This window comes from Aquimarina sp. 433, assembly GCF_054054605.1.
The window spans coordinates 241,321-255,866 of the sequence record NZ_JBSWZK010000004.1 but is presented as its reverse complement, the minus strand read 5'-3'; the positions used below and the strand labels follow the sequence as shown (position 1 = coordinate 255,866).

The 14,546-nt window shown below is 32.8% G+C and carries 11 protein-coding genes; 9 read left to right on the top strand and 2 right to left on the bottom strand.

Annotated elements, in window-relative coordinates:
• Window positions 1-25: 25 nt before the first annotated feature.
• Window positions 26-2,806: a putative LPS assembly protein LptD gene (locus tag ACWNT5_RS10510; RefSeq protein WP_299600569.1), complete on the bottom strand. Its 2,781-nt coding sequence runs from the start codon at window positions 2,804-2,806 to the stop codon at window positions 26-28.
• A 199-nt stretch (window positions 2,807-3,005) separates the two neighbouring features.
• Between ACWNT5_RS10510 and ACWNT5_RS10505 the strand changes: the two genes are divergently transcribed.
• From ACWNT5_RS10505 to ACWNT5_RS10465, 9 genes are all read left to right on the top strand, one after another.
• Window positions 3,006-4,142, top strand: a complete 1,137-nt coding sequence (locus ACWNT5_RS10505; protein ID WP_299600571.1) for an N-acetylmuramoyl-L-alanine amidase family protein — start codon at window positions 3,006-3,008, stop codon at window positions 4,140-4,142.
• A gap of 86 nt (window positions 4,143-4,228) precedes the next feature.
• Window positions 4,229-5,179, top strand: a complete 951-nt coding sequence (locus tag ACWNT5_RS10500) for an MlaD family protein (RefSeq protein WP_299600574.1) — start codon at window positions 4,229-4,231, stop codon at window positions 5,177-5,179.
• Window positions 5,180-5,192: 13 nt separating this feature from the next.
• Window positions 5,193-6,512, top strand: coding sequence for a (Fe-S)-binding protein (locus tag ACWNT5_RS10495; RefSeq protein ID WP_299600576.1), 1,320 nt, complete (start codon window positions 5,193-5,195; stop codon window positions 6,510-6,512).
• A gap of 66 nt (window positions 6,513-6,578) precedes the next feature.
• Window positions 6,579-7,025: an LNS2 domain-containing protein gene (locus tag ACWNT5_RS10490; protein ID WP_299600578.1), complete on the top strand. Its 447-nt coding sequence runs from the start codon at window positions 6,579-6,581 to the stop codon at window positions 7,023-7,025.
• Between the two features lie 57 nt (window positions 7,026-7,082).
• The gene (locus tag ACWNT5_RS10485; RefSeq protein WP_299600580.1) at window positions 7,083-7,874 is read left to right on the top strand and encodes a (Fe-S)-binding protein; all 792 of its coding nucleotides are present in this window, start codon (window positions 7,083-7,085) and stop codon (window positions 7,872-7,874) included.
• A 120-nt stretch (window positions 7,875-7,994) separates the two neighbouring features.
• Window positions 7,995-8,480: an ABC transporter ATPase gene (locus tag ACWNT5_RS10480; RefSeq protein ID WP_299600583.1), complete on the top strand. Its 486-nt coding sequence runs from the start codon at window positions 7,995-7,997 to the stop codon at window positions 8,478-8,480.
• Between the two features lie 170 nt (window positions 8,481-8,650).
• Entirely contained in the window at window positions 8,651-11,497 is a 2,847-nt protein-coding gene (locus ACWNT5_RS10475) for a glycoside hydrolase family 3 N-terminal domain-containing protein (protein WP_456517400.1), read from the top strand.
• A gap of 38 nt (window positions 11,498-11,535) precedes the next feature.
• Window positions 11,536-12,438, top strand: a complete 903-nt coding sequence (locus tag ACWNT5_RS10470; RefSeq protein WP_299600587.1) for an aldo/keto reductase — start codon at window positions 11,536-11,538, stop codon at window positions 12,436-12,438.
• Between the two features lie 509 nt (window positions 12,439-12,947).
• Window positions 12,948-13,400: a hypothetical protein gene (locus ACWNT5_RS10465; RefSeq protein WP_299600590.1), complete on the top strand. Its 453-nt coding sequence runs from the start codon at window positions 12,948-12,950 to the stop codon at window positions 13,398-13,400.
• A gap of 13 nt (window positions 13,401-13,413) precedes the next feature.
• Here ACWNT5_RS10465 and ACWNT5_RS10460 read toward each other — a convergent pair whose 3' ends face one another.
• Window positions 13,414-14,544, bottom strand: a complete 1,131-nt coding sequence (locus ACWNT5_RS10460) for a type II secretion system F family protein (protein WP_299600592.1) — start codon at window positions 14,542-14,544, stop codon at window positions 13,414-13,416.
• Window positions 14,545-14,546: the final 2 nt, after the last annotated feature.

Here is a 14,546-nt window from a genome sequence, read left to right as displayed (position 1 = left end):
AAACCTCAAACCTCAAACCTCAAACCTAAAGCTGCCTGTCTGGTTCTCTACGTTTATCGTATTTGATATCACTTAGAACAGAAGAAGAAATTCCTATGAAAAAGTTCCAAGAAGTTCTTTCACTAAACGGAATCCAATTGAAACTAAGATTCCAACTATCCAAATCTCTCTGAAATCTTAAGTTAGTAAAAGTAAAACCAGGATTTTTTAGATCATACCCAGATGAAACTCCAACGGTCCATTTAGGAGCTAACTCTACATCTCCAGAAAACATAATCGAGTGGGAGGATATCTCATTTTGTCGAGCATTATTACTATAGTTGACAGTGTAAGATAGTCGTAAAGACCAGGGAATTTTGTAATTATAATTTTGTACATCCTTTTTCTCAGTATCCTTACTTTTTTGACGATAACTTTGTTCTTCTCTAAAATCTGTTCCTCCTCCAAACAAATTATCTGGTCGCCCACCATTTTGTAAGGTCTGGTTTGTGAGCGGATCTTCATTCGTTTGGCCTTTTTCAAAATCTTTACTAGAAAAAGAATATCCAAAATTTGCACTAGCTCTGGTTAATCTAAAAAGACTACCTCCATTATCAATATTCCAAACATCAATTTTACGATTATTATTATCTAATGCATATGGATCCAGTTCTGCACTAAAGTTAATGTCTAACTTATTCTGAATTATAGGAATGTTTCCAGTAATTGATAGGGGACTTAATTGTAAAGAGTCACCAGCAATATTGTATGCGGTTCTAAAGTTTAAGTTATTAAGCAAAACCACTTTCTTAGGTTCGAGATCTGTAGTGTCTTTACTCCGCACTTTGGCTTCTAAGTTATTACTTAAAGAAAAACCAATACTACTTGAAAAAGTATTACTAGGTGCACCAAAGAATCCACCTTCGAATCTAGAGTACTCTACTACTTCTTCCTCATCAATATCCAAAGTTGCAGGATTATCTGTAATCGTATATTCGTCATAAAATTGATCAAAGGCTGGATTAATACTATAGCTAACACTTGGCCTCATAGTATGACGAATAGCTTGTATCTTTTTGTCTTTCTTAAAATTAAATGTTCCGTAAATCGTAGTTCCTAAACTAGCAGAGAAGTTGTAGGTTCTAAAAGCATCAAAACCTGCAATAGTATCTCTAACCACCTCTCCAGCGCCGTCATTAGCATCTGGATCGTAACTTTGCTCTATGGTTTCGAACACCCAATTTTCTTGGAAACTTGTACCCATAGTAGCACTTAAATACTTAAAGATTTTAAAGTTGGTACTAATCGGAATAGAATGTTGCATTCCAATTCTAGCATCGTTAAACATATCTCCAGTAAACAAATCATCATCATTGGTAGTAATACGGTTCTCACCTCTAAAATTATACTGGGTGTTGATATTTTGAATAATACCTTTTTTTACACCAACTTTTGGAGCAAAAGGAAATATCCTTGAAACACTTGCATTAACATTAGGTAGCGATAGGTTAACTTCTTGTGTATTTGTATTAGAGTTGTGATTTGCTGCAACATTTAAATTTACCTGAGGATCTCCCTGAAAAGTTTTGGAATAGGAGATGGATGAACTCAACTGGTTATTCAAGAAATTTCCTGTATTTAACTGATTGGTGGACTGTTGGAAGAAGTCACTACTACCAAAATTTACAGATGCCGAAAATCTAGAGTTCGGATTGGATTTGGCATCCTGCGAATGTGTCCATTGGATGTTATAGGTAGTTCTCTGGGCAAAGTCAGGAAAACCTCGTTCGCTAGTTAGGTTATTCTCAAACCGAAATCTCAGATTACCTCTATACTTGTAGCGAACAGCATACGATGTTTCGGCTAATAATGTATAACTTCCATTTGTATAATAATCACCGGTGACCGTAAGATCTGCATAATCACTTATCGCAAAATAATATCCACCATTTTGTAGAAAATATCCTCTGTTATTTTCTTCACCATAACTTGGAATAATAAATCCTGAAGTTCTTTTTTCTTGTAAAGGGAAATAACCAAAAGGTAATCCTAAAGGAGTTGGTACATCTGCGATAAACATATTTACCAATCCTGTTACAATTTTCTTTTTTGGTACAAGTTTGATTCTTCTGGCATAGAAGTAATAATCTGCATTATCTACATCTTCTGCAGTAGTAAATTTTACGTTACTCATGTATATAACAGAATCATTAACTCTTTTAGAAACTTCACCTTTTACGTTCATTTCACCTTGTTTGGTCCTAGAATTGTAAATAAGTGCTTTTTCTGTATCAAAATTAAATCGAATAGAATCAGGTTCAACTACATTTTGTGCTTGCTTAAAAACTGGGGTTTGTGTATAATCTCCTACAGAATCCTTAATGCCATAGGCATATACCTCGTTTTTGGAATTGTCTACGATGATCAATCCAGCATTTATTTGCATTTCTCCATAGATAATTTCTGCTTCGTTGTAGAGATACATTTTGTTTTCTCTACGACTTAGTCTCATATAATCTTTGGATTTGTAAGTAACTTTATCGGTTAACAATTGCGGAGGTTCCACAACGCTATCTTTCTTTACGGTATCCTGATCTTTTTCATTTTCAAGGAGTTCTGTCTTGGGTTCGATATCTTTTTTAGATAGGGCAATAGAATCCTTTGGAGATTGAATAGGTTTCTTTGTCGTTTTATCAAACTCTTGTGCAGTTGTATAACAAATACAAAATAGTGAAAAACTTAGTGAATAAAGTATGTTACGTACCGTTGTTTGCAATGGTTTATATCCTATTTTTGTAAAACTATGGCTTAGTTTTTGAAGTGCCAAAATTACATATATTTTTTATGTAGAGATTGTAATTGAGAAAAAAATAAATATTTCTATCAAATACGATACTCTAATGTTATTTTTTAAGAAACTATGTCGATTAAATTCCAAGATCATTAACCTTGTGATTTTAGAATTATTATACTAAATACGGAAACAATTTGGGAATGTTTCAAGCTAAGGGATAATTTTGATAATTATGAAAAAGAAAATTATATATAGCATTGTATCTGTAGCACTAATTATGGTGTCCTCTGGATTTGCTTTGATGTCCAGAACTTCTGATTCGAATACAGAAAAGTTTATCGTGGCTTTAGATGCTGGTCATGGAGGTGATGATCCAGGAAATAGAGGGAATGGATATAAGGAAAAAGATATTGCATTAAAAGTGGTCTTAGCTGTAGGAGCTGCATTAGAAAAAGACGATCGTTTTAAAGTAGTATACACAAGAAAGACAGACAAATTTATCGAACTTCATGAAAGAGGAAGGATTGCTAATAAAGCAAAAGCTGATCTTTTTGTTTCTATTCACTGCAATTCTCATAGGTCTCAAGCATATGGGACAGAAACTTTTGTTTTGGGGTTGCATGCCAATGATGAAAATTTTAACGTAGCCAAAAAAGAGAACTCCGTTATTTTGATGGAAGACAATTATGAGGCGAATTACGATGGTTTTGATCCTAATTCTCCTGAATCCATTATAGGGCTTACGCTTATGCAAGAAGAATATCTGGATCAAAGTTTAATTTTGGCGAGTTATATAGAAAAAAGATTTACGAATACTTTAAAAAGAAAGAGTAGAGGAGTAAAACAAGCTGGTTTTGTAGTATTACATCAGACATATATGCCAAGTGTATTAGTGGAGCTAGGTTTTTTAACAAATGATAAAGAAGGCAAATATCTAAATTCTAAAAAAGGACAAGATGATATGGCAAAATCGATCATTAAGTCTATAGTTGATTACAAGGATAGTCTGGATGAAACCTATTATGTTCCAGAACCAAAAACTCCAGAGGTAGTCACCAATGATACTATAGTAAAAGCAGTTGATGAAGAATTATATGATGGAATAACATTTAAAGTGCAAATTGAAGCAGGCTCAAACGATGTAGTTTTAGATCCAAAAAATTTCAATGGACTGGATCAGTTATCAAAAATTCAATTTGGAGAGGTTTATAAATATTACTTTGGAAATACACCTAATTATAATTTAATCAAGGAGTTAAAAGATGTAGCTGTTGCTAAGGGATATACCTCTTGTTTTGTTGTTGCATTTAAGGATAACGAGATAATTCCGTTAAGTGAAGCCCTGAAAACTAATACTTCATCGAATTAATCTAAATAAATACTGATAAATCGTTCGTTAATAATCTTTGGAAGTATATTTTTTATTCTAAATTTGTGTCCTAAATATATGCTATTTTGAAATTTACTCGAGAAGTTAAAACTGGAATTTTAGCATTATCTGCTATAGCCCTTCTGATTTTTGGATATAGTTTTTTAAAAGGAAAGAACCTTTTAGAATCTGATCGAACATTTTACGCGGTATATGATAATGTGGAGGGACTAATACCTTCCTCTCCAGTAACCATCAATGGATTAGTTGTAGGAAAGGTTGTTTCTATCAATTTCGCAGATACCAAAGGTAACCTTATTGTAGAATTTAATGTAAGTAGCGATTTTTCTTTTTCCAGAAATAGTGAAGCTATGGTATATGGTGGCGATCTAATTGGAGGTAAGTCTTTAGCTATTAACCCAATTTACGAAGTAGGAAAAGAAGCAAAAGATAGAGATACCTTGCCAGGAAGAGTAAAAGCTGGTTTACTAGAATTGGTAAATGAGCAACTTACTCCTTTACAATTAAAGCTTGAATCAGCAATTAAAGACGCAGATACGTTATTAACTTCTGTAAATGGAATTTTATCTGTAGATAATAAAAACAATCTAAATTCTATATTTAAAGATTTAAGTATTACTGTTCGAAACTTCAAGGGAGCTTCAGGATCCTTAAATAATATTTTATCTGGTAATGAAGATAAGTTAAATACTACCCTTTCTAATCTAGATAAGATGTCTACTAATTTAAATCAATTCTCAGATTCATTATCAAAAGTAAATATTGGTAAATTGGTGAATGATTTAGATGCGGTATTAGCAAATTTTGATAAAATTTCTAAAGATTTAGAAGTTGGAAAAGGAACAGCAGGGAAGCTACTAAAGGATGATCAGCTTTATAACAATTTAGATAGAGCTAGTAAAGAACTAGAATTACTACTTCAAGATCTTAGATTAAATCCTACTAGATATGTAAATATTTCGGTTTTTGGTAAAAAGAATAAACCTTATGTAAAACCGGCAGATTCAATAAACTAACTATCACTAAACTATGCAATATATTCCAAATATCGTTTTTGTAATCATCCTAATCGCTGGAATAGGATATTTTGCAAAAAACGTTCGTAAACTTATTCGTAATATAAAATTGGGTAAGGATGTAGATCGAACGGATAATAAAAAAGAACGTTTTAATAATATGGCTCGTATCGCTTTGGGACAATCCAAAATGGTAAGGAGGCCAATTGCTGGTATTCTACACATCATTGTGTATCTAGGTTTTATCATTATTAATATCGAAGTTCTGGAAATTATTATAGATGGTGTTTTTGGAACACACAGAATTTTTGCATTTCTAGGAGGTTTATATGACTTTTTAATTGGTTCATTCGAGGTGTTAGCCCTATTAGTATTGGTAAGTGTATTTATATTCTGGATTAGAAGAAATGTTATCAATATTCGAAGATTTAAAACGCTAAAAGGATGGCCTAAAAATGATGGTAATATAATTCTGTATTTCGAGGTTGTTCTAATGACCCTGTTTTTAACAATGAATGCTGCAGATTTACAATTACAAAACTTAGGAGCTGATCATTACGTAAAAGCAGGAGCATATCCAATAAGTCAATTTATATCACCATTATTTGATGGAATGTCTGAAGGTTCCTTAATTCTTTTAGAAAGAGGAGCATGGTGGATGCATATTATTGGGATTTTAATTTTCCTTAATTATCTATACTTTTCTAAACATCTACATATTCTTTTAGCATTTCCTAATACGTATTATGGAGATTTAAATCCTAAAGGACAAATGGATAACCTTGAAGCGGTAACGAACGAGGTAATGTTAATGATGGATCCAAATGCAGATCCCTTTGCAGCTCCAGCGGGTGACGAACCAGAAGGGGAGCCTGAAAAATTTGGTGCCTCCGATGTAACAGACTTAAATTGGGTACAATTGTTAAATTCTTACACTTGTACGGAGTGTGGGCGTTGTACCAGTGAATGTCCTGCAAATCAGACTGGCAAGAAGTTATCACCTAGAAAGATTATGATGGACACCAGAGATCGACTTCAGGAAGTAGGAGATAATATCGATAAGAACGGTAGCTTTGTAGACGATGGGAAGCAATTATTAAATGACTACATCACGACGGAAGAATTGTGGGCCTGCACTAGTTGTAATGCTTGTGTAGAAGCTTGTCCTGTAAGTATAAGTCCATTGTCTATTATTTTAGATATGAGAAGATATTTGGTAATGGAGCAAAGTGCTGCGCCTTCAGACCTAAATAATATGATGTCTAATATCGAAAATAACGGAGCACCATGGCCATTCAACCAAATGGACAGGTTAAATTGGAGTCAAGAGTAAAAATTAAATATTATTAACCATAACTATTAACCGAAAACTTTTAAAAATTAAGAGAATCTAGAAATTATGAAGAAGGAAGAAGTAGAGAAATTATTGCATGAAAAGATTGAAGCTGGAGAACATATAAGTCCAGTTTTACCAGAAGGTATTAAAAATTATCTCATCGATATTGATGGGACAATTACAGAAGATGTTCCTAACGAAGAACCAGAGCGTATGGTTACTTGTGAGCCTTTTCCAGATGCTTTAGCAACCTTAAATAAGTGGTATGATGAAGGACATATTATTTGTTTCTTTACTTCTAGAACAGAAGAGCATAGAGAGGTTACAGAAACTTGGTTGAATAAGCATGGATTTAAATACCATAGCTTATTAATGGGTAAACCAAGAGGTGGGAACTATCATTGGATAGATAATCATTTAGTAAAAGCTACTCGATATACAGGTAAATTTACAGAGCTAGTAGAGAGAGTAGTTACCATCGAGGTTTTTGATGATGGAAAACACGATTAATAAATTTTTGTAAGACATCTTTTCTAACAAAAACGATGTATATAAATAATAAAACATATGAGTGAAGCAGTAAAGGTGCCAACAATGGCAGAGTATATGGCCGAAGGTAAAATGCCTGAGGTTTTATTTTGGGTAGGATGTGCTGGAAGTTTTGATGATAGAGCTAAGAAGATTACAAAAGCTTTTGTAAAATTACTTCACAGTTCCAAAGTAGACTTTGCTGTATTAGGAACTGAAGAAAGCTGTACTGGAGATCCTGCAAAAAGATCTGGTAATGAGTTTTTATTTCAAATGCAGGCAGTTACTAATATAGAAGTAATGAATGCTTATGAAATAAAGAAAGTGGTTACTGCTTGTCCTCATTGTTTTAATACCTTGAAAAATGAATACCCAGCGTTGGGAGGAAATTATGAGGTAATGCATCATACGCAGTTTCTTAAGTCTCTTTTAGATGAAGGACGATTAACGGTTGAAGGTGGAAAGTTTAAAGGTAAAAGAATAACTTTTCACGATCCATGTTACTTGGGTAGGGCTAATAATGTATATGAAGCTCCAAGAGATTTACTTAAGAAATTAGAAGTAGAACTTACAGAAATGAAACGAAGCAGACGCAATGGTTTGTGTTGTGGAGCTGGTGGAGCACAGATGTTTAAAGAGCCTGAACAGGGTAATAAAGATGTAAATATCGAAAGAACAGAAGATGCTTTAGAAACAAAACCAGATATTATCGCTGCGGGATGTCCTTTTTGTAATACTATGATGACTGATGGGGTTAAGAATAAAGAAAAAGAGGATAGTATAGAGGTGTTGGATGTAGCAGAGTTAATTGCAAATGCTCAAGATTTATAGAAAGAATTTTAAAGATTTCTAAAAATAAGTAAAGAGTTGATATGTTTGTTCATATTAACTCTTTTTTGTTGCAACAATTAGGAATACTTTTTGTTATTTTATAAAATAAAAAGAAAGTAGATGTTAGTAGATTTTAATGAATTGCCAGATACGTCGAGAGTTTGGATATATCAGGCCAATAGATCTTTTACAAAAGAAGAATTAGAAGAAATACAAGAAAAGCTAGAGGTTTTTATAAATCAATGGACTGCCCATGGGGCAGACCTTAAAGCTGGCTTTGATATAAAATACAAGCGTTTTATTACCATTGCCTTAGATCAAGATCTAAATCAAGCGACAGGATGTTCTATCGATGCTTCTGTTCACTTTATTCAAAAGTTAGAAAACGATTATAAGGTAGATTTAATGGATAAAATGAATGTTTCTTATAAACAGGGAGAGTTTGTTGCCTATAAATCTCTTACAGATTTTAGAAAAATGGCAAAAAATCGCTCTGTATCTCCTAATACAATTGTATTTAACAATCTGGTTACAAACTTAGCAGAATATAAAACAGATTGGGAAGTACCAGCAAAAGATAGTTGGCATAACCGTTTTTTAAATTAGTATTAGTGAGTTGTATTTTTAGAAGATATTTTTCTGTTTTAGTTTTTGTTTTCTCAGTATCCGTTTTTTCGCAACAACCTGATACTCTCAATGTATCGGATATATTAGATGAGAAGAAAACCGATTCTTTACAAGTAGAAGAGGTTGTTGGAAATACTACGGTTAGTCCATTGGTTGTAAAGGATGAACAGGATCGGCAGCGATTTTGGGTAGATAGTATCTACAATAAAATGACGTTGAAAGAAAAAGTTGGCCAGCTTTTTATGGTGGATGTCTTTTCTTCTAAACCAAAGAAAGAAACTGATAAGATCAAAAGGTTAATCCAAGAATTTCATATTGGTGGAATTATATTTTCTAAAGGAGGTCCTCAACGTCAGGCAAAACTAAATAACGAGTATCAAGAGCTTTCTAAAACACCCTTAATGATTGGAATGGATGCTGAGTGGGGATTAGCAATGCGATTGGATTCTACAAAAGCATTTCCCTGGAATATGACTTTGGGGGCTATTCAGGATAACAACTTAATTGAAGAAACTGGTCAGCAAATTGCCAAGCATTGTAAGCGATTAGGAGTGCACATAAATTTTGCTCCTGTGGTAGATATGAATACCAATCCCAAAAATCCTATTATCGGAAATCGTTCTTTTGGAGAAGAAAAAGGTAATGTAACCGAAAAGGCATTAGCTTTTATGAAAGGGATGCAAAAAGAGGGCGTGTTGGCAAGTGCAAAGCATTTCCCTGGTCACGGCGATACCGATAGCGATTCTCATAAAACACTCCCGACAATCAATTTTGATGAAAAAAGAATAGATAGTATAGAACTATACCCCTATCGTAAACTAATAAAAGAAGGATTGTCTAGTGTGATGGTAGCACATTTAAATATTCCAAGTTTAGAACATAGATCTGGATACCCATCTTCTATTTCTGAGAATGTAGTAACCAATATATTACAAGATAGTCTTAATTTTGAAGGGTTGGTGATAACCGACGCTCTTAATATGAAAGGAGCTTCGGACTTTAAAGCGCCCGGAGATATCGATCTAGCAGCTTTCAAAGCAGGGAATGACATCTTGTTAATATCCGAAGATGTTCCTTTGGCATCACAGAAAATTATTTCAGCGTACTATGCTGGAGAAATTTCCGAGAAACGATTATCACGTTCGGTTAAGAAGATTTTGATGGCTAAGTATAAAGTTGGTTTACATTCTTATAAACCAATCCAATCAGAATATCTTATCGAAGAGTTGAATAGTATTGCTAATGAGGTATTACATCATAAACTGGTCGAGAATTCTTTGACTTTATTAAAAAATGAGCGCGCTATTTTACCAGTAAAAAATTTAGACCTGAAAAAAATTGCGTATGTTTCTTTAGGTGATGATTCGGGTGAAGTTTTTTTAGAAGAATTAAATAAATATACCAAAGTAGATTGGGTAAAGGGAAATCAATTACCAGAGATATTAGAACAGCTTAAGAACTATAATTATGTAATTGTAGGGCTACATAAATCAAATGCTAATCCTTGGAAAGATTACAAGTTTAAAGATAAAGAGCTTGTGTGGTTGTACGAAATAGCTAGACTTAATAATACTGTGCTTAGTGTTTTTTCTAGACCCTATGCGATGTTAGATCTACAGACAACTACAAATTTTGAGGGTATTTTGATGTCATATCAAAACAGTAAAGTTGCTCAAGAAAAGGCAGCACAACTACTTTTTGGGGCTATCGAAGCAAAAGGAAAACTTCCGGTTAGTTTGGGGGTGGATTTTCCTTTGGGAACAGGTTTGGAAACAAGGTCTTTAAAACGACTTGCTTATGGAATTCCTGAAACGGTTGGAATGAATAGCCATAAATTGCAGCGTATCGATTCTGTTGTGAATATAGCGCTTAGAGAAAATATGACTCCAGGAGTGCAATTGATGGTAGCTAGAAAAGGGAAAGTAATCTTTAATAAGAACTATGGTTACCACACCTATGCGAAATCTAGAAAAGTCAAAGGATCTGATATTTATGATCTGGCTTCTTTGACAAAGATTCTTGCTACGCTACCGTTAACTATGGAATTAAAAGATAAAGGTATTCTATCATTGGATAGTAGAGTAGGTGAATTATTACCTTCTTTTCAAGATTCGAATAAGAAAGATATCACAGTACGATCTATGTTGTCGCATTATGCTCGTTTAAGAGCATGGATTCCATTTTTTCTAAAGACCTTGGATAGCGTTACTACTAAACCTGATAAAAAGTACTATAGAAATAAACGCTCTGACGATTTTAACATTAGAGTTACAGGTAATTTGTATTTAAGAAGTGATATGAAAGATTCTTTGATGTTACGTATCAAAGACAGTGAACTTCGAAAAAGACTGAGTTATAAGTATAGTGATCTTCCTTATTATATGATGAAATCTTTTATCGAAGATCATTATGGAAATAATTTAGATGCATTAACTCAGCAACATTTTTACAGAGGAATAGGAGCGAGTAATATGGGATATCTTCCTATTAATAGATTCAATAAAAAGCGTATTGTTCCTACCGAAAATGATCAGGCGTATCGCAAAGAAATAATTCATGGATATGTGCATGATCAAGGTGCGGCAATGTTTGGAGGAATTGGTGGACATGCAGGTTTATTTGCCAATGCTAATGATGTTACTAAAATAATGCAGATGTATTTAAATGGAGGGTATTATGGAGGAAAACAATACATTTCTCCAGAAACGATTGCAGAGTTTAATACCTGTTCCTACTGTCATAAAAAAGTAAGACGTGGAGTGGGGTTCGATAAACCACAGTTAGGAGATATAGGGCCTACTTGCGGTTGTATATCTATGAATAGTTATGGTCATAGTGGCTTTACCGGAACATTTACCTGGGCGGATCCTGATGAAGAAATAATTTATGTGTTCCTGAGTAATAGAACATTTCCCGATTCTGCCAATCGAAAATTAATCTCTAATGATATTCGATCCGAGATTCAGCGGTTGATTTATGAGGCAATAAATTATTAAAATTAACCACTAACCAAATATTTAAAATTAATAGTATTATGAAAACAAAGGTTTCAGGATATGGACCTGAATTTTCCAGAATAGTTGCGGGATGCATGAATTGGGGAACTTGGGGCGCAAATCTTAGTGCAGAACAGTCGTTACAGTTAATAGAAGACTGTATTTCTGTTGGAGTAACTACTTTTGATCATGCAGATATTTATGGGCATTATACTACAGAAGCTTTGTTCGGAGAGGCTTTGGCCAACAATAAATCATTACGAGAAAAAATACAGATTGTTACCAAATGCGGAATTAGGTTGGTAACTCCCAATAGACCAGATAATCTTATTAAGTCTTATAAAACTACAAAAGATTATATTATAAAATCCGTAGAACAGTCGCTAAAAAACTTACAAACGGATTATATAGATATGCTATTGATTCATAGACCTAGTCCTATAATGAATCCAGCAGAAATTGCAGAAGCTTTCGAGCAGCTAAAATCTGAAGGCAAAGTATTGCATTTTGGAGTTTCTAATTTTACAACATCACAGTTTAAAATGTTACATGGTTTTTTTCCTTTGCAAACAAATCAGATAGAAATTTCACCATTGCATCTAACACCTTTTGTTGATGGTTCTTTAGATCAATGTATACAATATGGAATAAAACCTATGGCGTATTCTACATTAGCAGGAGGAAAGTTTTTTGCTAAAAACCCTGAGGATAGTGTGGTAAGAATCAATACTGTTGTTAGTGATTTATCTAATAAACATAACGTTTCAGCGGATCAGATATTAACTGCTTGGTTATTAAAACATCCTTCAGGAATACTTCCTATAATAGGATCTACTAAAATAAATCGAATCCGATCTGCTGTAGATTCCTTACATGTTCAGATTTCTGATGAAGAATGGTTTCGAATTTGGGAAGCTTCTACTGGACAAGAAGTGGCATAGTCATCTTATTTTATTGTTTTCTAGATAATTTTGTTGCCAATTTTGATGCTCACAAAAATATTTTAAAGAAAAATTAAAAAAAAACGAAAAATCGGGGTAACATTTTTGTTTCAAATGATACTTACTTATAGCAAACATTGATTTTGATGAATAAAGGTAGGCATTTAATCAAATAAACAATTTTGCTTATAAATCAATGACTACGGTTTCATAGGGGTATGTGTGCCGTAGTCAGATTTTTTTATAAAACATTGATATATAGTTACTTGATTTCTATTTGTACCATAAAACTCTTCTCGAAAGTCAAGCTTTCTATTTTTTTATGATTGTGAATAACTATGCATGCATTGTTAATAAATTTTCGATAAAATACTTTTTTAATATTTTTTTATGTACATTTATCGAGCTTAACATTGGATCTTTATATGATATCATTCTGAAAATGAATACATCATACGGTATAAATAAAAGTCACAAATCGTCATTAATTTAAACTGCTTACCCCTATAATGAACAACTACAAGCTTACGATTATTGGATTGGCAATATCTGTTTTCGTTTATTTCACTTCCGTTTTCTTAGAATTAGATATTTTTCAATATATATTAATAGCACTTTCAAAAATTGAGCAATTAAAATTTGATGAATTCATTCTGCCTTTCTTGATTTTTGGTGTTTTCTTGGCCTTAGATGCTAGAAGGCGTATTAAAAAAATAAAATTGGAAAATGCCAAGCTTCAAATTTATAAAGCTATGCTATCTTCTAGTCATCATATCTTAAATAATTTTATCTATCAAATGGATATTTTTAAAATAACGGCTGAAGATACTCCTGGTTTTGATGCTAAGACATTGGCTTATTATGAAGATATTATTAGTAATACTTCGGATCAAATACATTCACTAAGCAATCTATCAAGTATAGATGAATACTCTATTAGAACAAGTGTAATGTCGGCTTAAATTGTTGATAATCTTATCCGATTACACTACTCAACCTAAACATTGGTAAATACATAGCTATTAGAATTACACCAACTATAATTCCCACAAAAATCGTTAGTATCGGGTTTAAGACATTGGATATGACCTGTGATTGATGTTTTACCTGTTGATTATATTGTTCGTTTAGTTTTTGAAATATAAATTCTGTTTGATTCGTCTCTTCCGCAACGCGAATCATTGCAATCAACTTTTTGTCGAAAATACTGCTTTTCGCAAAGGAATCACTTAGTTTAGCACCAGCAATTACTTCTTGATTTGTTTTATGAAGCCCTTGTTGAAGCGGATAAAAGTTGATCATATTTTTTACGAGATCTATACTATCTACCATCGGGACTTTGGCATACGTTAACAACGATAATGCTTGTGTAAATTGTGCCATATAAATTCGTTTCACGTAATTTCCCAATATTGGAATTTTAAGTTGTATGGTTCCAATAATTTTTCGATACCATTTCTTATTAGATATGAGCGATATAATGATAGGAATAGCGATCATAATTCCTAAGATAATCCAGCCGTTTTTTCCTGCAAAATTGGAAAAACCAATAATCGATTCTGTAATACTAGGAAGATCTACTTTATTTTGTTTAAATATGTCCATAAACATTGGAACAACATATCGCAACATAAAAAATATGACTACCAAAGCGGTAAGCAATACAATTACAGGGTAGGTTAGTGCAGAAATAATTTCTCTTCGGAGATCATTTTTTCTTTTATAAAAATCACTTAATTCTAAAGTAATCTGAGCTAATTCGCCTGTTTGCTCTCCAATTTTTACGGCATAGTATTCATAATCGGTAAAGTTTTTATCAGCTTTTAATATTTCAGAAAAAGATGTTCCATCGATTAATTTCGATAGCATAGTACTCATTAGTTTTTTGTCCTTTTCTTTATTTTGAGTTTCTGATAATAATTCTAAACCGCTTTTTAGATCAATTCCTGACTTTAATAAAACACTTAATTCTGAGTACCATTGTTCTTTTTTCTTATTATTAAATGAGTTTCCAAAAAGCGTGATCTCTTTGGTTAATATTTCTGAAATATCAAAAGAACCTTCTTTTGATGTTACTTTATCGGTATTTTGTATTTTGATTCCCATAT

What these genes read in the sequence shown, in the direction of transcription:
- ACWNT5_RS10505 (WP_299600571.1), top strand. Translation starts at nt 3,006, where the DNA reads ATGAAAAAGAAAATTATATATAGCATTGTATCTGTAGCACTAATTATG.
- ACWNT5_RS10495 (WP_299600576.1), top strand. Translation starts at nt 5,193, where the DNA reads ATGCAATATATTCCAAATATCGTTTTTGTAATCATCCTAATCGCTGGA.
- ACWNT5_RS10490 (WP_299600578.1), top strand. Translation starts at nt 6,579, where the DNA reads ATGAAGAAGGAAGAAGTAGAGAAATTATTGCATGAAAAGATTGAAGCT.
- ACWNT5_RS10485 (WP_299600580.1), top strand. Translation starts at nt 7,083, where the DNA reads ATGAGTGAAGCAGTAAAGGTGCCAACAATGGCAGAGTATATGGCCGAA.
- ACWNT5_RS10480 (WP_299600583.1), top strand. Translation starts at nt 7,995, where the DNA reads ATGTTAGTAGATTTTAATGAATTGCCAGATACGTCGAGAGTTTGGATA.
- ACWNT5_RS10470 (WP_299600587.1), top strand. Translation starts at nt 11,536, where the DNA reads ATGAAAACAAAGGTTTCAGGATATGGACCTGAATTTTCCAGAATAGTT.
- ACWNT5_RS10465 (WP_299600590.1), top strand. Translation starts at nt 12,948, where the DNA reads ATGAACAACTACAAGCTTACGATTATTGGATTGGCAATATCTGTTTTC.
- ACWNT5_RS10460 (WP_299600592.1), bottom strand. Translation starts at nt 14,544, where the DNA reads ATGGGAATCAAAATACAAAATACCGATAAAGTAACATCAAAAGAAGGT.